Source organism: Flavobacterium endoglycinae, from assembly GCF_017352115.1.
Lineage (GTDB): Bacteria > Bacteroidota > Bacteroidia > Flavobacteriales > Flavobacteriaceae > Flavobacterium > Flavobacterium endoglycinae.
In genome coordinates, this window is record NZ_CP071448.1 from 1,478,315 (window position 1) to 1,504,183 (window position 25,869).

At 33.1% G+C, this 25,869-nt stretch carries 22 protein-coding genes, 1 tRNA gene and 1 pseudogene; 9 read left to right on the forward strand and 15 right to left on the reverse strand.

Annotated elements, in window-relative coordinates:
* Positions 1 to 9 precede the first annotated feature (9 nt).
* Positions 10 to 357, reverse strand: a pseudogene (locus tag J0383_RS06260) (nuclease-related domain-containing protein); the annotation flags it as partial.
* A gap of 232 nt (positions 358 to 589) precedes the next feature.
* Here J0383_RS06260 and J0383_RS06265 point away from each other — a divergent pair.
* On the forward strand, positions 590 to 997 hold the full coding sequence (locus J0383_RS06265) for a helix-turn-helix domain-containing protein (RefSeq protein ID WP_207297569.1): 408 nt from the start codon (positions 590 to 592) through the stop codon (positions 995 to 997).
* 360 nt (positions 998 to 1,357) lie between these two features.
* A tRNA-Glu gene (locus J0383_RS06270) sits at positions 1,358 to 1,429 on the forward strand.
* A gap of 144 nt (positions 1,430 to 1,573) precedes the next feature.
* Here the strand turns inward: J0383_RS06270 and yiaA are convergent.
* Positions 1,574 to 2,047: an inner membrane protein YiaA gene (yiaA, locus tag J0383_RS06275; protein ID WP_207297570.1), complete on the reverse strand. Its 474-nt coding sequence runs from the start codon at positions 2,045 to 2,047 to the stop codon at positions 1,574 to 1,576.
* Positions 2,048 to 2,173: 126 nt separating this feature from the next.
* On the opposite strand from yiaA, the gene J0383_RS06280 reads away from it, so the two are divergent.
* The gene (locus J0383_RS06280) at positions 2,174 to 3,715 is read left to right on the forward strand and encodes a tetratricopeptide repeat protein (protein WP_207297571.1); all 1,542 of its coding nucleotides are present in this window, start codon (positions 2,174 to 2,176) and stop codon (positions 3,713 to 3,715) included.
* 57 nt (positions 3,716 to 3,772) lie between these two features.
* On the opposite strand, the gene J0383_RS06285 is transcribed toward J0383_RS06280, so the two are convergent.
* From J0383_RS06285 to J0383_RS06295, 3 genes are all read right to left on the reverse strand, one after another.
* Positions 3,773 to 4,201 (reverse strand): hypothetical protein, encoded by a 429-nt coding sequence (locus J0383_RS06285; protein ID WP_207297572.1) that lies wholly within the window; start codon positions 4,199 to 4,201, stop codon positions 3,773 to 3,775.
* 131 nt (positions 4,202 to 4,332) lie between these two features.
* Positions 4,333 to 4,638 (reverse strand): hypothetical protein, encoded by a 306-nt coding sequence (locus J0383_RS06290; protein ID WP_207297573.1) that lies wholly within the window; start codon positions 4,636 to 4,638, stop codon positions 4,333 to 4,335.
* A gap of 139 nt (positions 4,639 to 4,777) precedes the next feature.
* Positions 4,778 to 5,029, reverse strand: a complete 252-nt coding sequence (locus tag J0383_RS06295; RefSeq protein WP_207297574.1) for a leucine-rich repeat domain-containing protein — start codon at positions 5,027 to 5,029, stop codon at positions 4,778 to 4,780.
* Positions 5,030 to 5,139: 110 nt separating this feature from the next.
* On the opposite strand from J0383_RS06295, the gene J0383_RS06300 reads away from it, so the two are divergent.
* Both J0383_RS06300 and J0383_RS06305 read left to right on the forward strand, forming a co-directional pair.
* Positions 5,140 to 5,628 (forward strand): DUF1761 domain-containing protein, encoded by a 489-nt coding sequence (locus J0383_RS06300; RefSeq protein ID WP_207297575.1) that lies wholly within the window; start codon positions 5,140 to 5,142, stop codon positions 5,626 to 5,628.
* Positions 5,629 to 5,743: 115 nt separating this feature from the next.
* Entirely contained in the window at positions 5,744 to 6,889 is a 1,146-nt protein-coding gene (locus J0383_RS06305; RefSeq protein WP_207297576.1) for a GNAT family protein, read from the forward strand.
* A 225-nt stretch (positions 6,890 to 7,114) separates the two neighbouring features.
* Here J0383_RS06305 and J0383_RS06310 read toward each other — a convergent pair whose 3' ends face one another.
* Entirely contained in the window at positions 7,115 to 7,984 is an 870-nt protein-coding gene (locus J0383_RS06310; protein ID WP_207297577.1) for a diacylglycerol/lipid kinase family protein, read from the reverse strand.
* A 61-nt stretch (positions 7,985 to 8,045) separates the two neighbouring features.
* On the opposite strand from J0383_RS06310, the gene J0383_RS06315 reads away from it, so the two are divergent.
* Positions 8,046 to 9,005: an App1 family protein gene (locus J0383_RS06315; protein ID WP_207297578.1), complete on the forward strand. Its 960-nt coding sequence runs from the start codon at positions 8,046 to 8,048 to the stop codon at positions 9,003 to 9,005.
* A 252-nt stretch (positions 9,006 to 9,257) separates the two neighbouring features.
* Here the strand turns inward: J0383_RS06315 and J0383_RS06320 are convergent, their stop codons facing one another.
* Positions 9,258 to 11,177 carry an ABC-F family ATP-binding cassette domain-containing protein gene (locus tag J0383_RS06320; protein ID WP_207297579.1) on the reverse strand — a complete coding sequence of 640 codons (1,920 nt, stop codon included), beginning with the start codon at positions 11,175 to 11,177 and terminating at the stop codon, positions 9,258 to 9,260.
* 65 nt (positions 11,178 to 11,242) lie between these two features.
* Here J0383_RS06320 and J0383_RS06325 point away from each other — a divergent pair, with 65 nt between their 5' ends.
* Positions 11,243 to 11,626 (forward strand): DUF983 domain-containing protein, encoded by a 384-nt coding sequence (locus tag J0383_RS06325; protein WP_207297580.1) that lies wholly within the window; start codon positions 11,243 to 11,245, stop codon positions 11,624 to 11,626.
* Here J0383_RS06325 and J0383_RS06330 read toward each other — a convergent pair.
* From J0383_RS06330 to topA, 8 genes are all read right to left on the reverse strand, one after another.
* Positions 11,607 to 12,680, reverse strand: coding sequence for an NAD(P)/FAD-dependent oxidoreductase (locus J0383_RS06330; protein WP_207297581.1), 1,074 nt, complete (start codon positions 12,678 to 12,680; stop codon positions 11,607 to 11,609). The two genes, J0383_RS06325 and J0383_RS06330, sit on opposite strands and share 20 nt — an antisense overlap.
* A 75-nt stretch (positions 12,681 to 12,755) precedes the next feature.
* A complete protein-coding gene (porN, locus tag J0383_RS06335; protein WP_207297582.1) occupies positions 12,756 to 13,745 on the reverse strand; it encodes a type IX secretion system ring subunit PorN/GldN in 990 nt (329 codons plus the stop codon).
* A 189-nt stretch (positions 13,746 to 13,934) separates the two neighbouring features.
* Positions 13,935 to 14,924, reverse strand: coding sequence for a type IX secretion system ring subunit PorN/GldN (porN, locus tag J0383_RS06340; RefSeq protein ID WP_207297583.1), 990 nt, complete (start codon positions 14,922 to 14,924; stop codon positions 13,935 to 13,937).
* Between the two features lie 45 nt (positions 14,925 to 14,969).
* Complete coding sequence (gene porM, locus J0383_RS06345) at positions 14,970 to 16,511, reverse strand: type IX secretion system motor protein PorM/GldM (protein WP_207297584.1); 1,542 nt, start codon at positions 16,509 to 16,511, stop codon at positions 14,970 to 14,972.
* A 52-nt stretch (positions 16,512 to 16,563) separates the two neighbouring features.
* Positions 16,564 to 17,211, reverse strand: a complete 648-nt coding sequence (porL, locus tag J0383_RS06350; RefSeq protein WP_207297585.1) for a type IX secretion system motor protein PorL/GldL — start codon at positions 17,209 to 17,211, stop codon at positions 16,564 to 16,566.
* Between the two features lie 70 nt (positions 17,212 to 17,281).
* Entirely contained in the window at positions 17,282 to 18,685 is a 1,404-nt protein-coding gene (gene porK, locus J0383_RS06355) for a T9SS ring complex lipoprotein PorK/GldK (protein ID WP_207297586.1), read from the reverse strand.
* A gap of 263 nt (positions 18,686 to 18,948) precedes the next feature.
* Complete coding sequence (locus J0383_RS06360) at positions 18,949 to 20,100, reverse strand: formimidoylglutamase (RefSeq protein WP_207297587.1); 1,152 nt, start codon at positions 20,098 to 20,100, stop codon at positions 18,949 to 18,951.
* Positions 20,101 to 20,115: 15 nt separating this feature from the next.
* Positions 20,116 to 22,629 carry a type I DNA topoisomerase gene (gene topA / locus J0383_RS06365; RefSeq protein WP_207297588.1) on the reverse strand — a complete coding sequence of 838 codons (2,514 nt, stop codon included), beginning with the start codon at positions 22,627 to 22,629 and terminating at the stop codon, positions 20,116 to 20,118.
* A 335-nt stretch (positions 22,630 to 22,964) separates the two neighbouring features.
* On the opposite strand from topA, the gene miaB reads away from it, so the two are divergent.
* Both miaB and J0383_RS06375 read left to right on the forward strand, forming a co-directional pair.
* The gene (gene miaB, locus J0383_RS06370) at positions 22,965 to 24,410 is read left to right on the forward strand and encodes a tRNA (N6-isopentenyl adenosine(37)-C2)-methylthiotransferase MiaB (protein ID WP_207297589.1); all 1,446 of its coding nucleotides are present in this window, start codon (positions 22,965 to 22,967) and stop codon (positions 24,408 to 24,410) included.
* Positions 24,411 to 24,550: 140 nt separating this feature from the next.
* On the forward strand, positions 24,551 to 25,810 hold the full coding sequence (locus tag J0383_RS06375; RefSeq protein ID WP_207297590.1) for a sigma-54 interaction domain-containing protein: 1,260 nt from the start codon (positions 24,551 to 24,553) through the stop codon (positions 25,808 to 25,810).
* Positions 25,811 to 25,869: the final 59 nt, after the last annotated feature.

The window sequence follows — 25,869 nt, forward strand, 5'->3', positions numbered from 1 at the left end:
AGCTCTTAAAGCTCTTATATGCCCAGCATTTTGGAAAATAGGATTATAAAATTTAGTTTTGTAGTTATATATTACTTGAGTCCAATATTTTGAGTTTTCATATCCAACAATTCATCCTTTATAATTTTTGGTTTCAATAACAAATATTCCAAAACTTGAAATTATTACATGATCAATTTGAGTGGTTACTTCTCCCGTTTTTAAGACGACATTATTGATAATTTTATACTCTGATTTATCTAAAAAATGTAATATTGAAGAAACCGTTTTTTCTCCAATTATTCCTTTAATTTTTGACTTATAAAAACCAAAAATTAAAATCAACGAAAAAATTACAATTAGTAAAATTAGATTCATGTTTGCATTTTATCTGTGCTAATATACCAAATAAGACATTACAAGCTATATATCAGCATTTTAAAATTAAACCGCACAAACGCTTTTTTCTTTTATAAGATGATACTCAAATCAGAATTAGGATATAATATCTGACAAAAAGAATATTTTACGGGATATTTTTTATCTTTGAAATCAGACTTTTTAATTGAGATAGCTTTATATTTGAGCCTTCAGAAAATCAGAAATTATTATGGAACAGAAAATTCATCAGGGAAGAAATGTAAAACGCTTCAGAGAAATGCTTGGCATCAAACAGGAAGCTCTTGCTTATGATTTGGGTGAAGATTGGAATCAGAAAAAAATCTCTATTCTGGAACAGAAGGATGTAATCGAAGATAATCTGCTTAAACAAATCTCTACTTCTTTGAAAATTCCTGTTGAAGCTTTTAAAAATTTTGATGAAGAACAAGCCATAAATATTATATCCAATACTTTTAATGATCAATCCAATGGATACAATTACTATCCAACTTTCAATGTAAATCCAATTGAAAAATGGCTTGAAGCTTTAGAAGAAATCAAACGATTAAATCTGGAACTTTTAAAAGCCAAAGAAGAACAAATTAAGGTTTTAGAAAAATTATTAAAAAAGGAATAAACTTTTTATAAATGTATAATTCAAAAAAGAGGCTTTCGAGCCTCTTTTTCATTTTAAAAATATTGAAGAACAAACAAAAGCTCTTTAAAACATATAAGAATATTACTTCAAATCAAATAAATCTCAATTTTTCTTATTTTTTTTCATTTTAATAAAAGAAGAAAAAAGTATTGTATTTTATTTTCTACACACAAAACAATCAATTATCTATCAAACAAATACAGTACACTTAACTTAATTATTTTATAACTAAACATTCCTAAACAGGCTGTTTTCTTAAAATTCTTCAAAAAGTTTTTTCGATTTTGTGTTTGGTTATTCCAAAATTAATTGCATTTTTGCACCCGCAATAGCAAAACAGGTCCGTTCGTCTATCGGTTAGGACGCCAGGTTTTCATCCTGGTAAGGGGGGTTCGATTCCCCCACGGACTACAAAAAAAGCTTCAGAGAAATCTGAAGCTTTTTTCTTTTAAAATAACTCTCAATTAAAGAAAACCCCCATTTTCTACAGAGAGTTAAAATTAGAAAACCTCAAAACTGCACAATTTGTGACCGTAATGAGGCTCCGCTAAAATATTATATAGCCGATGATTCAAATTGTTTAAGGTCTCGGGTGTTTTTTTGCACAGCAAGCGCAGAAAACAGTCCTAATACAAACGACATCCCAAAGAAACCTTTTTCACTTAGCAGTAAATTGGCGTTCCACAAACCAATTATAAGCAATACTATCGAGGCAATGGTACTAAACCAGCTTATGCTGTAATACAAGTCTGTAACCGGAATACCTTCTAATCTGTCACGCACACTTTTTTGCACTGATATTACAGAGAAAAGACCAAAAAGAAGAATTGTAAAATAATATCCTTTTTCGTTGTACGCCATATCCGAATTATAAAGTCCGATACAATACGAGGTCATCCCAATAATTAACGTCATCCACGAAGCGCCTATAAAGGCAGCACTAGGTTTTAATGGACTAAATCCATTATTTAATCTTGCATTTTTTAATTCTGAATTGTTGTTTGATTCATTTGATTTTAGCGGTTCCATAATTTTATGTTTTATAATTATGAAGCAAATTTCAGCATGAAACCGGAGTTATGAAAATCAATTTACGAATAAAACTGACGATATAAAAACTAGTTTTTATTATTTTTACATTCATAAATCTAAACTATGAATGCACTTCAGGAAATATCCAACATGATGAATGAAAGAGAAAAAAAGGCATTCATACAACATTTATCCAAAAAGAACAAACGTAAAGACGTTGGAAATATTGAACTATTCAATTCTTTAAAAACTGACGATATAAAATTAAAAAAGTCAGATATAAAAAATCAAAAAAGCAGCGATGCTTATCATGCATTACGAAAAAGGCTTTATGATAACATGGTGGAATTCATGGCGACTCGAAGTTTTGAGAATGACACTTCAGAAGAAAATACAATTCTTCGCCTTATTGTGGTAAGCCGTTTGTTTTTTGAACATAAACTTGAAAAAACGGCTTTTAAATGTTTGGCAAAAGCGGAAAATATTGCAACGAACATTGAACATTTCCGTCTTCTTAATGAAATATATTTGATGCAAATACAATTTGCGCATTTCAATCTTTCTCAGCCAATTGAAAAAGTAATACAAAAGTTTAAAGCCAATAAAAAACAGCTTGAATACGAAGAGCAGCTTAATCTTGGTTATGCGGTTTTACGCCGCGAACTTGCCGCGATTTATCATGAAGGTCGTATTGTAGATTTTCAGGCGGTTATAAAAAACACCATCGAAACACACGGAATATCATTGAAACAAGGATTGACTTTTAAATCCTTGTACCAAATTTTATTTATTGCCAACGAATACGCTTCTATAAACAACAATTACCTGCCTATTCAGCCTTTTGTGATGACAAGCTACAAATTCATCAGCAAAAAAGCAGATTTGACTAATAAGCATTTATACTATCATATTTACATATTGTATTTTATTGCTAATTTTCATTTTCGCAACGGTCAGTTTTCTGAGTCTTTGAATTATCTTAATTCGATGTTTACCGAACTTCAGAAACAGTCTGGTAAATATTACCATCGTTTCTGTTTGAGATATTTTCTTTTGTTGGCTTTCAACGAAAACTATCTAGGAAATTGGCAAAAAGCAATTGAAATTGCCGAAAAAGCTTTAACTCTAAACAAAAAAACAGATCCTAATGATAGCAACGATGTCCGTTTAATGCTTATCGTTTTTCATATTCAGCAAAACGCGGGACGAAGTGCTGTAAAAGAAATGGCAAAATTAAGCCATACCGACAGCTGGTACGAGAAAAAAATGGGTATGGACTGGACTATCAAAAAATGTCTGATGGAAATAATGCTTCACACACAGCAGGAAAACACAGAACTCGCAATTTCCCGAATCAAAAGCTTTAAACGACGTTATAAAAAATACCTGTTAACGGTAAACGAAGAGCGCGTTGTGCAATATCTTTCGCTTATAGAGCAATATGTAATGAAACCTGAAATCATAAAAAATGAAAAGTTTCAAACCACAATAGAAAATTTTATAATTAAATCACAAAACGGACCTAAAGACATTTTCATCATGAGCTTTCTGGCTTGGTTACTTGCAAAAGTGAGACAGAAACCAATTTATGAGACAACCTTAAATCTTCTTGAATCTTATTTTAAAGGCTTTATGTTTTATGAAAACCATTTAATTAATTTCTAGGCATGAGCATATAATAAGATAAAAGATTACTCATAAGGGAGCGATATACAATAAAACTTATTGACTTTTGACAACTCTAAAATAAAATTTTAATTGATTTTCCAGTTGTTTATTATTTTTATATTCTGTGATCTCCAAAAGCTTAGAAAGAAAACTCAAACTATTTTTTTTATCTAAATAATAATTTTGTTTTTTATTAATTGAAACATGAATAAGAGAAGAGCTTTCTCTCTTTTTAATATTATGTTTTCGTATTTCTTTTTTAAATTCCAGATAAGATTTATAGTTCAATTCATAATTATAATCAAACATTCTAAAATTTTCTTCACCCTTATCAAAAAAAATTAAAGCAGGCAAAGGCTTATCTATAATACCTACATAACATATTTTTATATTAATTTGTTTTCTTTCTTCATTTCTTTTAGAGTTATTATTACATGAAAGAAAAAGCAATAAAATTAACTTAATATATATTAAACTTTTCATATATTTTTTTAACCATTTATAAATGTTAAGATATGGAATTGATTGTAAAAGCTGCATGTTACATTAACATTTATTGTTAAACAAAAAAACCGCTCATCTCTGAACGGTTTTCTAAATTATTTTCCAAATAATTAAGCTCTGAATAAAGCGTATTTATTATAGTTAAACAAAACTCTATCGTATGGAACATAAAGAGAAACAATTTTCTCTGATGATTCGTCGAATTTAATTCCGTTGTGTTTTCTGAATAAGTAAATCTCTTTTAAACAATTCGAAAGACTTTGGTGAATTTCACTTGTAAATGTTGGAAGTTTTTTATCGCCAACTAAAAGATCAATTTGGTAGTTTGAACTGCTTTTAGATAAGTTGTTACCAATAATTCTAATGGTAAATGTTGTTGATTTTCCGTATTGTTCGCCCTGATATTGTAGTGTCATAATTTTATCTTTTTAAAGGTTGTACTTTTTGTTTTCGTAATTAATAAGGTGGAAATAAATCCAATTTTAAAGTTATAAAAAAAATCGAAACCGGCCTGCAAACTTAAATTAAATTTGTGGTTAAAATCAATTCAAGATGTTATTTTCTGATTTCTTTTCTTCGGTTAAATCCAATAAAAACGGTTTCCCATTCCGATGGAATTGTTCCAGACAAATTGTTTTTAGAAAGCTCTAAATCTTTCAAATTCTTCAACTTACAAATTGTTTCAGGAATTGATCCTGAGAATTGATTACTAGAAAAACTAAAAACTTCCAGCTTTTTTAAATTACCAATTAAATTGGGAATATTTCCTTGCAGATTGTTTTTATGACAATCTATTACAAGATACAAAGCGCCTTATGTCGATAAAGTATTAATAAATAAAAAGGTATTATTTTTCTTGTTTTTAGCAATACTATTTTGAGTATTTTTGAAACAACTAATTACAAAAACCTCATATTATGGAAATTAACTTTTACGCATTTCTAGTTTCTGCGATCGTAACACTTGTCGTAGGCTTCATCTGGTACAATCCAAAAGTCTTTGGAACGATTTGGATGAAAGAAAATAATCTGACTCAAGAAGAACTGAGAAAAGGAAGTATGCTCAAAATTTTCGGACTTACTTACATTTTTTCTTTGATGATTTCGATGACTTTAATGTCGTTGACCATTCATCAATCAGGCGCAGTTGGAATGGTTGGCGGCCCACCTTTAATTGCTTCTGCAAAACCATCTTTTTCTGCTTTCATGGCAGATTATGGAACAGCTTACAGAACATTTAAACACGGCGCTCTGCATGGTTTCTTATCTGGATTATTTTTTGCTTTCCCTGTAATTGGAATCAATGGTTTGTTTGAAAGAAAATCTTGGAAATACATTTTTATACATGCTGGTTTCTGGATAATAACACTTACGTTAATGGGCGGTATCATCTGCGCATTTGCTTAACTCAAAATACAAAACCTGTTTGAAATCAAAGTTCAAACGGGTTTTCTTAATAATAACTTAAAGGAATTGAGTTATTGTAAATATTCTCTAATTTTGACGAAATTAGTCTACTCATTTGAATACAACCTATTCTTTCCAGATTTACAAAAGCACTTCCTTACTGCCTTTAGAATGGAATTCGCTTGCTGCTGATAATATTTTTTTGACACGGGAATATCTCGAAGTACTGGAAAATTCTTGCCCAGTAAACATGACTTGTCATTTTATTGGACTTTTTGAAGAGAAAAAACTAATTGGAATTGTTCTGACCCAATTTTTATTTGCCGAAAAACTCGAATCGTTTGGAGAACGTGACAAGTGTTTAAAAACATCTGTCCGTAATTTTGCTTTAAAAAACTTTGCTTCGCACGTGTTATTTGTTGGCAACAATATGCTTACGGGACAAAATGCTTTTATCTTTAAAGAAAATGTTAAGCAATCTAAAGCGATAAAAACACTTCATAAAGCGATAAATCAGCTAAAAAAGGATTTGAAAGAAAGCGGAAAGAAAGTCCACATTACAAGCATAAAGGATTTTACTGCAAAAGAAATCGAACCACTTCAGGCTGAATTTAAAAACAATTATACGTTTTCGACACAGCCGAATATGGTTTTCGAAATCAGAGAAAACTGGAAAACCGAACAGGATTATATCGATGCTTTATCTAAAAAATACCGCGATCAATACAAACGTGCCCGAAAAAAATCTGAAGGAATCATAAAACAAAAAATGACTCTTGCCGATATTAAAAAATACGAAGATGTAATTTATGATTTGTATTTTCATGTGGCCAAAAATGCTCCTTTCAATACTTTCTTTCTAGCCAGAAATCATTTTAGTTTTTTCAAAGAAATTATGGGAGATAACTTTTTATTATATGGTTATTTTTTAGACGAAAAACTTATCGGATTCAATACTTTGATTAAAAACGGCGCAGTAATGGACACTTATTTCTTAGGATACGACGAAAGTGTACAACGCGAAAAAATGCTGTATCTGAACATGTTGTACGATATGATCGCCTACTCTATTAAACAAGGTTTTAAGGAAATCGTTTTTGCTCGGACTGCACTTGAAATCAAAAGTTCTGTTGGCGCCAAACCAGTAAAAATGTATGGTTTGATAACACACAGCAACTCGTTGATTAATCACAATATTTCACGATTTTTCAATTATCTGGAACCCAAAACGGAATGGCAGGAACGCAATCCTTTTAAATAAAATACTCCCTTTCAAAGCTTATTTTTTTTAGAAAATATCATGTCGCTCCGATGGAGCTTTTGAACTTTAGTGATAAACAATTTCTATAAATATTTCGCTCATAACGGAGCTTTTTTCGCTCTGGAAGAGCGAAATATTTATAGAAAATAATATCGGCGGTATAAAAAGCTCCAAGCGACAAAATTCAAGATTAACAATATTCCTTCAACAAAAAATCAATCACAATCAAGGAACTGCCAATTTCATTTGTTTGTGCAGAATATGAATTTCTAAAGAAGTCTGCGCTCCGCAATATTCACCATCAATTTGAAAATGAACTGGATAATCCGTTTCGATAGTCGCTTTATCTGTTGAAATGATCACAATGTCATCAGAATCAATTGGCATATTTCCGGTGATAATTTTTCCAATTAAAAGTAAATCAAGACTTTTCAGAATCACCAATTCAAACTTTCCATCATTCATCGTTCCGTTTGGATTAATAATTACGCCTGTTCCATATTTCTGCGAATTGGCAATTACAATCATTCGGGCCACATGCTGAACCGTTTTATTATTAGCTGAAATTGTAGCTACAAACGGCGCATCTGATTCTGTTAATGTTGTAAAAGCCTGCAGCGCATATCCCCAAAAGCCACGAACATCGCTTTGCTCGTAGTTTTTTACCAGATTAGCATTTAATCCGAGATCGCTTAAATGAATGCTTTTTTTGCCGTTGATGCAAATCATATCCATTTCGATATAATGATGCAGAAAGGCAATTTTTAGGTTCTCCTCGATTCCAGCAGGGAGATTTAGATCAACAGAAAGTCCGTTTGCTGATCCAGCTGGCAGAATTCCAATAATTACATCGTGTTCTTCCATGGCTTCGGCTACCATTTTGATTGTTCCATCTCCGCCCGCAACAACGATTCGTTCTGGATTATATTGATCGTATATTTTTTGAATTTCTTTTAAATCATTTTTTCCAGTTGTTTCATAAACTTCTAAATCAAAATGATTTGTCGCTGCAAATTCTTGAACAGCTTCTATTAAATCGGATTTATCGAGATCTCCAGAGATGGGATTTACGACAAAGAGTATATTCTTTTTCAAAATTTTATTTTTAAAACCAATTATATTAAGTAAATTACAGTTACATAAATATACGCAATTAATGAAACCAATTTTACAATTATATCGAGGTTATGCAAATGAGCAAGAATTAATTGTGATGGGGCATGTCTTAAGAAGAGAACACAACTACGATTTTGAAAAAAGAAAGCTAAAAAACGCCACCTCGATTCTAAAGTTATTCCGAATAAAAACCATTAAAAATTTTGATGTTTATCTCCATTATAATAATGAAGTGATTCATACCAAAACTTTAGACGATGGTTTTTTTAATTTTTGCATTCCGCTGGAAAAGGAAACTCATTTTGGCTGGATGCCATATGAAGTCAGTCTGAAATATCAAGATAAAACGGTTCACTGCAAGGGTAGTTTTATTCGGCCGCATAAAGGAAAACTGGGCATTATATCCGATATTGATGATACATTTTTGATTTCGCATACTAAGAATTTATTTCTCAAAATATATATTTTGCTTTTCAAAAATGTAAACGACCGTAGAGTATTCAAAGATGTTGTGGCACATTATCAAGCATTGAGCCAGGCTGGAAGAAATAATCCTGAAGAAGGAAATGCATTCTTTTATATTTCAAGCAGCGAATGGAATTTATACCGATTTATTGCCAAATTTACCCGCATTAATAAACTTCCAAAAGCGGTTTTTCTGCTGAAAGATATCAAAAGAGGAATCACCGATTTTTTTATGAGCGGAAGAGGGAATCACGATCACAAATATGAAAAGATAAAACATGTGGTTGAGTTTTACCCAAATTTAAAATATGTTTTATTAGGAGATGATTCTCAGCATGATCCTATGTTGTACGAACGAATCTGTAAAATTTTTCCAGTTACCGTAATTGCTGTTTATATTAGGCAGACTGGAAAATCTCAAAAAACAGAAGTTAAAAAAATACTCCACAATTTAGAAACACTTGATGTTGCAGTGTGTTATTTTAAAGACAGCAGTGAGGCTATTGAGCATTCTAAGTCTATTGGGATTATTTAGTTTGAGTTTCAGTCTCAGTTTTCAGTCTCAGTTTTCAGTCTCAGTTTTCAGTCTCAGTTTACAGTCTCAGTTTACAGTCTCAGTTTACAGTCTCAGTTTACAGTCTCAGTTTACAGTCTCAGTTTACAGTCTCAGTTTACAGTTTGCGCATAATCTTAATTAAAAAACCTTTTTCAAAGTTTAGAACTTTGAAAAAGGTTTTTTAATATTTTACTGAGACTGAAAACTGAGACTGTAAACTGCGACTTATAACTATGCATTAAAACTATCAATCTCTTCTTGAACAGTTTCCCAGTCGATTAATAACTGATCTAAATCTGATTTCTTTTTGTTGTAAGCGGTAAAGAATGAAGCGTCTTCGATGTGTTTGTCATAATTCGTTTCAAGCGCTTTATCGTCGTGCTGAATATCTTTTTCTAATTGCTGAATCTGACTTTCGATTTTACTTAATCTATTCTGAAGCGCTTTTGTTTTTTTCTGATCTTCGTAAGACACTTTGCTGACTTCTTTTTCTTTTGGAGTATCTTTTTTTACGATATCTTTTTTCTCTACTTCACGCATATTTTCAAGATTGCGCTGTTCTAAGAAGAAATTGATATCACCTAGATATTCTTTGATTTTTTGATCTTTGAATTCATAAACGATATTCGACATTCCTTGAAGAAAATCCCTGTCGTGAGAAACCAACAACAAAGTACCGCCAAATTTCTGAAGTGCCGCTTTTAATACGTTTTTAGATTTAATATCCAAGTGGTTCGTAGGCTCATCCATCAGCAATACGTTGATTGGCTGTAGTAACAATTTACAAAGTGCCAAACGGTTACGCTCACCTCCTGAAAGTACTTTTACTTTTTTCTCAACATCATCTCCACGAAAAAGAAAAGAACCTAACATATCGCGAACTTTCATACGGTTTGTATCGGTTGCAGCATCTTCCATAGTTTGAAGCAACGTAATTTCTCCGTCTAAATATTCGGCTTGATTTTGAGCAAAATATCCCAATTGTACATTATGCCCTAATTTGATATTTCCTTCGTATTCAAATTCGTTTACCAGCGCTTTAATAAAAGTAGATTTACCTTGTCCGTTTTGCCCAACAAATGCAATTTTACTTCCTCTTTCAACCAATAAACTAATATCTTTTAGAATCGTTTTTTCACCGTACGCTTTTGTTACATGTTCAGCTTCAATAACTACTTTTCCTGGTTCCTTAGAAACTGGAAACGAGATATTCATAACTGAATTATCGTCTTCGTCAACTTCAATTCTTTCTACTTTATCTAATTTTTTAATCAACGATTGCGCCATCGAAGCTTTAGAAGCTTTGGCACGGAATTTCTCGATTAGTTTTTCGGTTTCTTCAATCTTTTTCTGCTGATTCTTTTGCGTCGCTAATTGTTTCTCACGAATTTCATGACGCAATTCTAGATATTGAGAATAGGGTTTATTGAAATCGTATGCTTTTCCTAAAGAGATTTCGATTGTTCTATTGGTAACATTATCTAAGAACATTTTATCGTGCGATACAATTACCACAACTCCAGGATAATTTCTAAGGAAACTTTCCAGCCAAATAATACTTTCGATATCTAAGTGGTTGGTTGGCTCATCCAGAAGCAATACATCGTTTGATTGCAGCAAAAGCTTTGCAAGCTCAATACGCATTCTCCAACCTCCAGAAAATGTTTCGGTTTGATTATTAAAAACCTCTCTTTTGAAACCAAGACCTAAAAGAATTTTCTCTGTATCACCTACATAATTATAACCTCCAAGAAGTTCAAAACGATGTGTGTAATCCGATAAATCTTCTATGATTTGTCCGTATTCTTCGCTTTCATAATCAGTTCTAGTAACCAATTGATGATTGATTTCTTCTAGTTTTTTCTCTACAGCTTTAATTTCAGTAAAAGCCTCATATGCTTCTTCTAAAACAGTTCTTCCTTGTTCGAAGTCAATATCTTGACGCAGGAATCCCATTCTAATATCCTTCTCTTGAGAAATAACTCCTGAATCTGGTTTAAAATCTCCAGCCAGCATTTTAAGCATGGTTGATTTACCAGCTCCGTTTTTACCAACAAGACCTACACGGTCGCCAGCGCCTAAACGAAAAGTAACTTCTTCAAATAAATAGGTTCCACCAAAAGAAACAGAAAGATTGTGTATATTAAGCATAATTTGTGACTATAATTACCAGCAGTAAAGGTTCAAAAATGTACCTTTGTTTAAATTTTTTGCAAATGTTAAAAAAAGGATCCAAACTAAATAGTATTTTAACAGGAAGTTGTCCAAAATGCCAAAAAGAAAGCATGTATTCAGACAAAAATCCGCTTCATTTGAATAACGTTCTCAAAATGAATGATCACTGCAGCCACTGTGGACTAAAATATCAAATTGAGCCTTCCTTTTTTTACGGAGCAATGTATGTGAGTTATGCTTTGAATGTTGCTGTTGGAATCGCTGCCTTTATTGTTTCTTTCGTCTTTTTTGGAGCAAGTATTAGTCAATCGTTCATCGCTATTATAATAACTCTTGTTCTTTTATTTCCTTTTGTATTACGACTTTCGAGAAACTTATACATCAACATGTTTGTTTCATACGATCCTAAAGCCGGTCAGGAGTAAGAGATTTTAAATATCTTTTATGGAATCGTTTTATATCAGCTTCTTTATCGATTGGAATTCCGTATTCGATATGATCAAATAACATTTTGGCCAAAGCTGGTCCAAGCATCACTCCGCGCGTTCCTAATCCGTTAAGAAGATGAACTGCTTGATAAGCTTCGTGAGTTCCAATAATCGGTCTTCTGTCAGCAACTGTGGGGCGAACACCTGCAAAATGCTTTACAATCTCAAAATCGCAGGTAATAATTTCTTTAATTCGATCTAAAAGTTCTTTTTTACCTTCTTCAGTTGGAAGATCTGTTTTGTCATGCCAATTGTACGTTGCACCCACTTTAAACAAATTACCGCCAATTGGCAGGATAAAAACACTGGTGTTAACAATAACATCCAATTTTAAATTCGGCGCTTTTATTAAAAACAACTCTCCTTTTGTTCCATCCAAAGGCAGATAATTAAAATAAGGATTCTTGTGCAGTCCAAAACCCTCTGCAAATATAATATGGCGTGCTTTAATATTTTTATATTGAATCCCTGAATCAGGAAAATCGAGAAAAGAGCTATGAAAAGATTCTTCTAGAAGTAGTTTATTGTCTTTTAAATACTCTCTGTAACTTTCTAATAATTGTCCCGTTTTAACATAGCCTGTATGCAAAACTTCTCCATAATCGTAAGGTGAATCAATTCCTTGATATTTTTTAGTAATCAGTTTTGTAGATAAGAAAGGGGCTAAATTAATTTTATCAGAAGCAGCAAACCAATTATTCTGTTCTTCAATCGAAAAGAACTTTCTGAGAATTGGCATTTTAAAATTGAATTTTTCATGCAGTTTACTTTCCACTTGATCATAAAATTCATTCATTAAAACCAAATGATCTTTTGCATTCCATACTTCACTGAAGCGTTTTAAAATTACAGGATTATATAATCCTCCGGCGATTCTGGAAGAATTTTGTGATTTGTCATCAATAACCAAAATAGACTTATTGTTTTTTAGGGCAACTTCGGCAAAAGAAATTCCAGCCAATCCAGATCCAACGATTAAATAATCAAGCATTTTGCAGTGTATATAAAATAAAAAAACTCTTACTGCAAAGTTAGTAAGAGTTTTTCTTATTATAAATTAAGTGGATTAGTAATTCCACATATCTTCTTCAAAATTGCGGATTTTCTCTTTTACTCTTTCAGATTCCAACAATTGGTTTTGAGCATTATCCTTCATATAATCTTTGATTTCACGGTCTCCATACACATTCTCTTCTTTATAGATAATCGCATTAAATCTTCTCGAATTTAGAATCTGGTCAAATGAAATAGGCAATGCCGAGTTCTTATCATTAAAAGCTTTTGCTTCATGCAATACTTCACGGGCATCAGGAAAGAAAACCCAGAATAGCTCAATATAATCCTTTTCATCACTGTTCATAGTATAAACGTCTGGGGTTACCGGACAAATTCCTAACAAACGATATTTTAATTCACTCTGTCTTTTGTCAAAATACCAGTATCCTTTTATTTTATACTGCTCCACATCTGCAGCTGTAAGATCTTGTTTTAATATGTATTCTGCAGGAACTGTTCTTGTTGGTCCAACTGTCTGCTCTACATAATTTACTTTTTTATTTTTTCCGGTACCGGTAACTACTTTTTTCTTTACAACTCGTGATTTAAAATCATCTGGATATTGATTGATAAGTTCTCTACCTGCATCCGTAGTATCAATACGTGATAAAGATCCTTGAATGTCTTTTAAAGATTTCTTCGTATTGAAATAACTGTCCGTATAAACTTCTGTAATTTTTCCCTGCCTGATGGCTTTTGTTAAAACATCATAAAGGGAACGTCGTTCTGGACCAATATTAACTGTATCTACAGGAAAATATAATGGGAAATTTATTTTTTCATTTAAATCTATAATTTCCCAAACTGTTTTCCCCATCAAAACGTCTCTGTCATCGACATAACCATATGCTAAAGGTTTGTCATTATCAGAAATAAGCTGTGCAGGGGTTTTGAGCCCAATCTCTGAAGGCTTTTTCGCATTCAATAAATTCGACTGTGCAATAGAACTAAAGTTTACAACTAAAGCAATAAAAACTGCTAAAAATAATTTTACTTTCATAATGATATATATTATTAAGAAGTTAAACGTAATTCATTTAAAAATATTGCAATTTTTCTTACATAATTAAAATCATTTTAGAGTTGTCAATCACAAATGGAATATAAAATATTCAAAATGAGATATAAACAAAAAAAAACTCTTACTACAAATGTAGTAAGAGTTTTTTAAATATTGTATTTCAGATACTTAGTAATTCCACATATCCTGCTCGAAATTACGGATTTTCTCTTTTACTCTTTCAGATTCTAACAACTGATTCTGAGCATTGTCTTTCATGTAATCTTTGATCTCACGATCTCCGTACAAGTTTTCTTCTTTATAGATTACCGCATTAAATCTTCTTGAATTTAATATCTGATCAAAAGAAATTGGCAAAGCAGAGTTGTTATCGTTGAAAGCTTTAGCTTCATGCAGCGCTTCACGTGCATTTGGGAAGAAAACCCAGAATAACTCGATATAATCCTTTTCGTCACTATTCATAGTATAAACGTCAGGAGTTACAGGGCAAAGTCCAAGTAAACGATATTTCAATTCACTTTGACGTTTGTCAAAATACCAGTATCCTTTAATTTTATATTGAGATACATCAGCAGAAGTAAGATCTTGTTTTAAGATGTACTCAGCAGGAACTGTTCTTGTTGGTCCAACTGTTTCTTCAACATAGTTTACTTTCTTATTTTTACCAGTACCAGTAACTACTTTTTTCTTCACTACACGTGATTTGTAATCATCTGGATATTGGTTGATAAGCTCTCTACCAGCATCTGTTGTATCAATACGAGATAATGATCCTTCGATGTCTTTCATAGATTTTTTAGTATTGAAATAGCTATCAGTATAAACCTCAGTTATTTTACCTTTTTTGATAGCTTTCGTCAAGACGTCATAAAGAGAACGTCTATCAGGTCCAATATTAGCCGTATCTACAGGAAAGTACATTGGAAAGTTGATTTTTTCATTTAAATCAATGATTTCCCAAGTAGTTTTTCCCATCAAAATATCTCTATCATCTACATAACCATAAGCTAGAGGCTTATCATTATCAGAGATAAGTTGCGCAGGAGTTTTAAGTCCTATTTGAGCAGGTGTTTTCGCGTTTAGCAAATTAGATTGTGCATTAGAAGCAAAACCTCCAGCGATAGAAACAACAGCTAATAAAAAATTTCTTACTTTCATCGTGGTATTATTATATGATATTGAACGTAGTTTTAAGCTACTTTATTATTGTATTTCATAAATTACCGGAGCAGTTCTTGGTAATAAATAACTACCAGCTCCAACAAGTTTAGTTTTAATTTCAGAAATAGTAACCTGATCTCCTTTACCTGCTCTTGAAAGTACTTGTTTACATTGTGCATTCATTTTATTACCAGTAACAACAACTGTAGGCTGTCCAGCAATCTTCATGTTGAATCCAACAACATCTAAACCAACTTCAAAGTCGAAATCAAGTAATTTAGCTCCAATAGTAGCAATCTCTAAGTTCGATTTAGGACCTTTAACAACTCCCATTTCTCCTCTGATTGTTCCTGTTGGTCCAGGAATACCTTTAATTCTGAATGTTTTCTTATCAGTAACTTTGTCACCGTTTGGTAATGTTCCTGTAACAGAAATCGTAGCTTCTGTACCTGAACCAGGGCTCATGTTATATTTTCCAGGCTTACCAGCTGAAGATAATCCAGGAGCACTAGCAACGATTTTGTTTGCATCAACACCTGCGAATGATACAGAGATTGGGTTAACAACTCCTCTATATACAACATTCATTTTATCAGCAGAAATAGTAGCTGAATTTGGTCTTGGTACTACAACATATTTTCCAGAGAATTTAAGTGGAATGTTTTTACCATCCTCTAAGAACGTAAATTGTCCGTTGATATCCTGTTCTCCAACTCCACCTGCAGTTAAAGAGATAACCGCTTGTCCGTTTACGATTTGTCCAGGACCTTGGAAAGATGTTGGTTTAGTGTTTTCGTCATAACGACCTAAAACTACTTTACCAGTTACTTTCTCTCCTTGGAAATAAGCATTTTTGTCTAATACAACAATTGCTTGGTAATTACTGTAAGATGCAGCAGCAACCGCAGCTTTTCCTAAAGCGCTGTTGTAAACGTCTGCTTCAGTTTTCTTAACGTCATTTTGCCAAGCTGAAAGTTTAGCAGCTGATGCAATTGCAGGAAAACCTTTAAAGTGATAAGCTAAGTATTTTTCTTTTATACCTTCTTTGTTTTTTACGTCAGAAACATCAAATTTTTTCTCAACCTCAGAAATAATACCAGCATATTTTTTATCTGTTCCTAGAGCAGTTTTAATATCTGATTTATATTTCTCAATTTTAGCGATAATTTCGTTACCTTTTTTAGTGTAACCGTCTCCTGTAAACCAGTCGTCGATATTATCACCTCTGTCCATTGCCTCGTAAGGTAATTTTCCAGTTTCTTTATCAATTTCAAATCCTTTGATTGACTGCGCTTTTAAACCAGCGATATAGTCATAGAATTCTTTAGATACTGCTTGAACTTTGTGAGCTGTTTCAGCAGCTTTAGCAAATTCTCCTTTTGCTTCAGCAGCTTTTTGATCTAAAGACGTTAATAAACTTTCGTTTGTTGCAACAGAAGCAGTGTTTGCCGCTTCAAATTTTTCATTCATCAAACCAAAAGCAGAAATAACTTCTTTTGATACGTTCATTGCCAACATCGCGATGAAAACCAGATACATCAGGTTGATCATCTTCTGTCTAGGGGTTAATTTTCCTCCTGCCATTTTTTTCTAATTAGTTCTTATTAATAAATATACTATAATAGTTAAAAACTAATTATCCTTTGTTACTCATTGCAGAAAGCATACCACCGTAAACATTGTTTAAAGAAGCAATGTTAGCAGTCATAGATTGCATTTGCTCTTTTAATTTAGATGCATTTTCAGCGATTTCTTTATTAGCTTCAGCATTTCTAGAAGCACTTTCTAATTGTACTTTATATAAACTGTTTAATGATTCCATTTGAGCAGCAGCAAGAGATAATTCTTCTCCGTATTTTTTAGTAGATGCAATAGAATCTACAGTTGGAGCAATTCCTTTAGCAGCTGATTCGAAGTTTTTGATGCTGTTTCCTAAGCTTGACATTAATTCACCGTCAATTTTAGCCTCTTTTAATAATGAATCTAATTTTTGAGATAATAATCCTTGTGCTTCAGTTGGATTTTCAGCTTTAGCCTCTTTTTTTCTAGCCTGTCCGTTAGCTAATTCTGGGTAAACAAGAGTCCAATCTAGTTCATCTTCAACCGGTTCAAAAGCAGATAACGCGAAGATTAATGCTTCAGTAAGAAGACCAACTGAAAGCATAACTGTTCCTGTTAATGGCCCAATTTCAAAGTGAGTAATTTTGAATAAAGCTCCAACGATTACTACTGCCGCTCCCATACCATAAGCGAAATTCATTGCTTTTTTACTTAATAATGCCATAATAATTTTTTTTTAGGTTTTAATTTAAAATAGATTCGATTTGGTTATTATAATTGATTTAATAATTCACTTATTTCTTTTTGCCAGTTCCGTTTCCAGTTACTTGTGTTCCCATGTAATCTTGTACAGTTCTGAAACCAATATAACTTCTAGCAGAATCAGCATATTCGTGATCACGAGTACTTACCTGTAAGAAGTAAGCAACATCTTTCCATGATCCTCCACGAACAACTTTTCTTTGGTTGTTTCCATCAATTACGTTAGGGTTCATTGTAGAAACGTATTCGTATGCATTTGGATTATAAGCAGAATCTGTCCACTCAGAAACGTTTCCTGCCATATTGTATAATCCGTAACCATTTGGCTCGTATGATTTAGCTTCAACTGTGTATAAAGCTTCATCAGCAGCGTAATCTCCTCTATTTGGTTTGAAGTTTGCAAGGAAACAACCTCTATCACTCTTCGTGTAAGGTCCTCCCCAAGGGTATGTAGCAGACTCCAGACCACCTCTTGCAGCATATTCCCACTCAGCCTCTGTTGGAAGTCTGAATGCGTTAACTAAGTCACGTCCTTTTTTCTTAGATTTAATATAACTGTTTTTGTTTAATGTTCTCCAAGCACAGAAAGCTTTAGCTTGTTTCCAAGTCACACCTACTACAGGATAATCTCCATAAGCTTTGTGCCAGAAATAATCATTGTGCATTGGTTCATTATATGAATAAGCGAAATCTTTAATCCAAACTGTTGTATCAGGATACACATTTACTTGCTCCGTTTTTACGAAGTCTTTTCTTTTTCCAACTTTTGCTTTAGCAGCAGCCTGAATATCCATCCAAGAATAACGGAATTTCAATTTATTTACATCAATTGTTCTTAAACCATTGTATGATTCTTCAATTGGTAAATACATTGAGTCCATTACTTCAGCATAGTACTCATCTGGATAAGCTTTAGTATCTCTGATTAATTTAACTTTTTTGTTTAATTTTCTACCAGCATACGGATCATCTTTTGTTCCTACACTATAGTAGTTATCATACATATATTTATCATAAGCCGTCATTTTATCTGGCTCAGAATCATTAAATGCATAATCAGCGATGCTTCCGCCTTTTTTACCTTTGTCACCAGTACTTTTTTGACCAGTTTCATCAGCTAAAATAGCAAGACGAACTCTCATTGTAGAGTCTTTTACCCACTCCACGAATTGACGGTATTCACTATTTGTAATCTCAGTTTCGTCCATATAAAAAGAACGAACAGTTACTGATTTAGTTGGAGCGTCTTCCACATTAGCTAAATCAGCATCAGATTTACCCATAATAAAAGATCCACCCGGAACCAAAGTCATTCCATACGGTTTTTCAGGGTGCCATTTCCCTCCTGTAACACCAACTAATTCACCTTTGTCACCTGACTTACCACAGCCGATTACTAGTGTTAACATTGCTGTAAATGCAATAAACTTCTTCATATAAATTTGGATTATCTATTCATTATTAAAAGTCCGTAAACGTATTTATTATTTATCTAAAAAACAATAGCTATTTGCGAATTTTATTTTACCGTTCAAAAATAATGTTAAATAAAATAAAAAAAAAATATTTCATCGACAAACTGATTAAAAAAATCGACGTAAAACGTTAATTTTTATGCATTATAAAACTTATCTTACTAATATTTTTAACTTAATTTCTATAGTTTTACAAAAAATAAGATTTTTATTTAATTTTTCTTTTACAAAGCATTTTTTCGTTGTGCTTTCCACCATCTTTCTGGCAATTCTTGATTGCAAGCACTCAAATATTCGTCGTAAGAACACGGTAATAACGTATTTCTTTTCAATTTATTGCTGCCATTTGTTTCGTATGGAATTTCAATCCACCACCTCTCGGTTTTGTCACTTTTATAGAATACCAATTCTTCTTCTTCAAGCGGAACAATATATTTTAAATAATTGGTTCGGCTTCCAAAAGGATATTCTTTAGAACGATAGTGATACCCTTCAATAAAATACCATACAATTTGAGCCATAATTGGTGATTCTGAGACTGTACTGTTGTGATTAAAAATCCCAAAAGACGATACTTTATCACTGATTCCTGCATATCGGGCAAGAGCGCAAATTTCTTTTCCGTTAAACCCATTTGGCTCAAAAGAAACCATATTCCCTGAGGCTGAGGATTTTACTGAATTCAAATCAATACTCACTAAATCAGCATCTCTAAAAACGGGTTCAGCTAGAGTAATTTGATTCGAAATCTCTCCTAAACGATACGCATCAAAGAACAATTTTTCTATTAAATCGATCTCTTCCTGAGAGTTATAATAGGTTTGATATCCTATATTACAATAATTAAAAAGATTATTTGGTTCGTTGATTATAATTTGTGTAAGGTATGAATTTGCTGAAACTGTTTCATTTTCTTTTCCAAAATCAAATCTATTATCTACCGCAACCAAATTTACCATTTGCTCTAAATCATCGTATGCGCGATATAAAGCGTATGTTAAATCCTGAGAACCTCCCAGGACTATAGGAATAACTTTGTTCTTAATTAAGGAAGAAGTTACTTTCTTTACTGCAAAGTATGTATCCTCTACTGAATCTCCTGCCAAAATATCACCTAAGTCTGCAATTGACGCATCCCAATTTCCTGGAAACATTCCATAAAGCTTCTTACGAACTGCTGTAAGATTCACTTCATTTACCATATTGATATTACGACGGTCTTCTAAAACCCCAATAATGGCAATATGGATTTTATCAATATCAGGAAACTGATCTTGAGTATGAAAAACTATTTTACTCCCAAGTTCTTGTGAAGACAGTGTATTGACATATTTTAAAACTACGTCGCTTACTGGTTCTAGAAAATCAAATTCCATTTATTGTGCTTAAAATTATTTCTTTTTCGCTGTTGTCTTTTTTGCCGGAGCTTTCTTTGCTGCCGCCTTTTTTGCCGGAGTCTTTTTAGCTGGAGCTTTTGCTTCAATCATTTCCTGAACCTGAGCTAGTGTTAATTTTGAAGCATCAACATCTTTACTCAATTCAATTTTGATTTTTCCTTTCAAAATCACTGATCGCCCCCAACGTGCTTTTTCAACTACAATTCCTTCTTCTTCCCAGTTATGAATTACTTTGTCGATATTCTTTTGAAGCTTATCTTCAATTAATTCTTCAACATCAGCCTGAGATAAATTATCAAAATTGTACTTTTTGCTTACGTTTACAAAAAGACCGTTCCATTTGATAAATGGACCAAAACGCCCCACTCCTTTTTGAACACCTTCTCCTTTATAAACCGCAATTGGAGCATCGGCCAATGCTTTTTCATCGATTAATTCCTGAGCTCTTTCTTTTGAAACACTCAGCGGATCTTCTCCTCTAGGCAATGAAATAAACATGTTTCCGTGACGAACGTAAGGACCATAACGACCATTGCTCACTTCCACTTCTTCTCCTTTATAGGTACCTAGATTTTTAGGAAGCAAGAATAAATTCAGAGCTTCTTCTAGAGTAATATTTCCAATATTTTGATCTGCCATTAAGCTGGCAAACTTTTTATCTTCATCATCTGCTTCTCCAATCTGAGCCATTGGCCCAAATTTTCCTAAACGAACAGAAACTTGTCTTCCATCAGCATCTTTCCCTAGAATTCTTTCACCGCTTTCACGTTCAGCATTTGCTTCAACTTCTTTTACATTTGGGTGAAACTGATTGTAGAAATCCTGCATCATTTTTGCCCAGTCGATGTTTCCTTCAGCAATTTCATCGAAATCCTGTTCAACTTTGGCAGTAAAATTATAATCTAAAATGTTTCCGAAATTCTTTACCAAGAAATCCGTAACGATGGTACCAATATCAGTTGGAACTAATTTCCCTTTATCAGAACCTGTATTTTCTTTTAGAACTTTCTCTCCTACTTTACTATTTTGCAAAGTAAGCTGTGTGTAATTACGTTCTACACCTTCCAATGTTCCTTTTTCAACATAATTTCTATTGATAATTGTTGAAATTGTTGGCGCATAAGTAGAAGGACGACCAATTCCAAGCTCTTCTAACTTCTTTACTAAAGAAGCCTCTGTATAGCGAGCCGGCGGTCTAGAATATCGTTCTGTAGCTGTAATATAATTATTAGCTAGTTTTTCGTTTACTTTTAAAGCTGGAAGCATTCCTTCTTGTTCTTCCTCATCATCATCATGACCTTCTAAATACACTTTTAAGAAACCTTCAAAAAGTAATACTTCTCCAGAAGCTGTAAAAACTTCATCATGATTATCTGCTTCTATTTTTACGTTTGTTCTTTCCAACTGTGCGTCGCTCATTTGAGAAGCCAAAGTTCTTTTCCAGATCAAATCGTATAAACGAGCTTGGTCACGATCAATATTAACGGAGTGACGAGACATATCTGTTGGACGAATTGCCTCGTGTGCTTCTTGAGCACCTTTGTTTTTATTAGCAAAAACACGAGGTTTTGAATATTCTTTTCCGTAAGATTTAATGATTTCTGCTTCAGCTGCGTCCATTGCTTCTTTTGAAAGATTCACAGAGTCGGTTCTCATATAAGTAATAAGTCCCGCTTCGTATAAACGCTGAGCTAACTGCATAGTGATTCCAACCGGCAAGTACAATTTTCTTGCTGCTTCCTGCTGCAAGGTTGAAGTTGTAAAAGGTGCTGTTGGTGATTTTTTAGTAGGTTTAGTTTCTAAATCTCCTACTTTATATTTAGAACCGATGTTTCGATTTAAGAAATCTTCGGCTTCTTTTTTTGTATTGAAATTTTTTGGCAGTTTCGCTTTGAATGCTTTTCCGCCTTCATTTACAAATTCTGCTACAATTGAATACGTTGCAACTGCATTAAAGCTCTGAATCTCACGTTCTCTCTCTACAATTAAACGTACAGATACAGATTGTACACGTCCAGCAGAAAGTCCGCCTTTAATTTTTCTCCATAAAACAGGAGATAATTCGTAACCTACTAAACGATCTAAAACACGTCTAGCCTGTTGTGCATTTACTAAATTATAATCAATTTCTCTTGGATTATCAATTGCTTTAAGAATAGCAGATTTTGTAATCTCGTGAAAAACAATTCGTTTGGTCTTTTTTGTATCCAATTTTAATTCTTCCGCCAAGTGCCATGAAATAGCCTCTCCCTCGCGGTCCTCATCGCTTGCTAACCAAACCGTTTCGGCATTTTTAGAAAGTGATTTTAGTTTCGTTACCAAGGCTTTTTTATCTGGGGAAACTTCGTATTTAGGTTTAAAACCATTTTCTACATCTACCCCTATTTCCTTTGATGGTAAGTCTGCTATGTGACCATAGCTTGACTCCACCTGAAAATCGCTCCCGAGAAATTTCTCGATCGTTTTTGCCTTTGCAGGTGACTCCACTATTACTAAATTCTTTGCCATTGCTCTTATTTTCTGCAACAAAAGTATTTATTTTTTTTAAATATTAACCTTATGGATGCATTTTTGAAGTATTTTGATATTATGAAACCTAAAATTGCAGATTTATCTGTAATATTCTACATTATATATATAGGTATAACTTTTACACTATTCTGACCAAGAAATGTTCTTTTTATTTTAGATTTCTGATTTTAGATTTTAGATTATAAATTGTCTGCAAATCTTCACAAAGAATGTAAACATATAAAATTTTAAATCACAAATCTAAAATTCTTTTCTGCCATCTTGTCATCTTTGCTCCTTTTTCCGTTATCTTTGCACTTTGAATTTTTACAATGGAAAAGATTATTGAAGAAAGCAAACAAGGCGAAAGTCTTGTTTTAGAAAATAAACCCGAGAATACAAAAAAACTATTTATAGAAAGTTACGGCTGTGCGATGAATTTTTCGGACAGCGAGGTCGTAGCCTCCATTTTATCTGACGGAGGTTACAACACTACTTCGGTTTTAGAAGAAGCCGATTTAGTTTTGGTAAACACCTGTTCAATTCGTGACAAAGCAGAGCAAACTATTCGTAAACGTCTTGAAAAATACAACGCCGTAAAACGAACCAATCCGAAAATGAAAGTGGGCGTTTTAGGCTGTATGGCAGAACGTTTGAAAAGCCAATTTTTGGAAGAAGAAAAAATCGTCGACCTTGTTGTTGGTCCAGATGCTTACAAAGATCTTCCAAATTTATTAGCAGAAGTTGAAGAAGGACGCGACGCGATTAATGTAATTTTATCGAAAGAGGAAACTTACGGAGATATTTCGCCAGTTCGTTTGATGAGTAACGGAATAACTGCTTTAGTTTCAATCACTCGTGGATGCGATAATATGTGTACGTTCTGTGTTGTACCTTTTACACGCGGACGTGAGCGCAGCCGTGAGCCACAGAGCATTATGGCTGAAATTCAAGATTTATGGAACAAAGGTTTTAAAGAAATTACGCTTCTTGGACAAAACGTTGACAGTTACCTTTGGTACGGAGGCGGATTGAAAAAGGATTTTGTAAACGCTTCTGAAATGCAAAAAGCAACCGCTGTTGATTTTGAACAGCTTCTTGAAATGGTGGCTGCAGGATTTCCGAAAATGCGTATTCGTTTTTCGACTTCAAATCCGCAGGATATGCACGAAAGCATTTTACATGTTATTGCAAAATATCCAAATATCTGTAAACACATTCATTTACCAGTTCAATCTGGAAGTAATAGAATTTTGAAAGAAATGAATCGTCTGCATTCTCGCGAAGAATATATGGCTTTGATTGATAAAATCAGAGCAATTGTTCCAGATGCTTCGATTTCGCAAGATATGATTGCTGGTTTTCCAACAGAAACGGAAGAAGATCATCAAGATACATTAAGTTTAATGGAATATGTAAAATATAATTTCGGTTATATGTATTCATATTCTGAACGTCCTGGAACTTTGGCAGGAAGAAAAATGAAAGATGATGTTGAAGAAGAAACCAAAGCCAGAAGATTACAAGAAATCGTGGATTTACAGCAAAAACATGCTTGGTTTAGAAGCGAAGAGTTTGTTGGAAAAACCGTAGAAGTTTTAGTAGAAAAAGTCTCAAAGAAATCAAAAGACGAATTCTCAGGAAGAAACTCTCAAAGTATTACAGTGGTTTTCCCAAAAGAAAATTATAAAATTGGAGATTTCGTAAATGTAAAAATAACAAGCTGTACAAGTGGAACCCTTAAAGGTGAAGCTGTAGGGTTGAGCAGCATGAATTAAAATTGTTTGATGTTTCAGGTTTCAGGTTATTTCTGTAACTTCAAACTTGAAACAAATTATAAGCCAGATTTTAAAGTTTTATGGTCAAAGTTGTAAAACCTGAAACCTGAAACAAATAAAAAACTTGAAATAAAACACAAATGGAAACAGTTCAAGCAATAAAACAACGATTTGAGATTATTGGTAATGATCCAAAATTAAATCGTGCTATCGAAAAAGCCATTCAGGTTGCCCCAACTGATATTTCAGTAATGGTAACTGGGGAAAGTGGTGTTGGTAAAGAAAACATTCCAAGAATAATCCATTCGCTTTCACACAGAAAGCATGGTAAATATATTGCCGTAAACTGCGGTGCCATTCCAGAAGGAACAATTGACAGTGAACTTTTCGGACACGAAAAAGGAGCTTTTACAGGCGCAACAAGCACACGTGAAGGTTATTTTGAAGTTGCAGATGGCGGAACGATATTCCTTGATGAAGTTGGCGAACTTCCGTTAACAACCCAAGTAAGATTACTTCGTGTTTTAGAAAATGGCGAATTCATAAAAGTGGGTTCATCTCAGGTTCAAAAAACAAATGTCAGAATCGTAGCTGCAACCAATGTGAATTTATTCAATGCCATTGAAAAAGGAAAATTTCGCGAAGATTTGTACTACCGTTTAAGCACAGTAGAAATTACATTACCGCCTTTGCGCGAAAGAAACGACGATATTCATTTGTTGTTCAGAAAGTTTGTGGCCGATTTTGCTCATAAATACAAAATGCCGCCTCTAAGACTAGATGACAATGCCGTACAGCTTTTACAGAAATTCAGATGGAGCGGAAACATTCGTCAGCTTCGAAATGTCGCAGAACAGATTTCAGTTTTAGAAACCAATCGCGATATCAATCTTGCGACTTTACAATCGTATTTACCAGCCGAAGGAAGCAATCTGCCATCTGTTATTAACGACAATAAAAAAGAAAGTGATTTCAGTACGGAAAGAGACATATTATATAAGGTACTTTTTGATATGAAAAGCGACCTGAATGATCTTAAAAAACTGACTTTGGAATTAATGAAAAACGGCACTTCTAAAGTGCAGGACATTAATCCGAATTTGATTCAGAAAATATACGGTAATCAGCAAAATGACAGCGAAATTGATTTTGAAGAAGAACCAAGAACCGCTGTTATGACTACTCCTGCAGTACGCGAAGAAAACTATCAAATACCCGAAGACAATTATTTGTTTGCCGAAACTATTGAAGAAGAAGAAGTTTTACGCTTAGAACAAAAGGAAATCGAGATGATTAAAAAATCATTGGAGAAAAACAAAGGAAAACGAAAAGCTGCAGCTGATGAATTAGGTATTTCAGAAAGAACTTTATACCGCAAAATCAAACAATTCGATTTATAAAATAATTAAAATACAATTTCAAAATTCCAAATTTCAATTACCTATATTTGGACAGAATT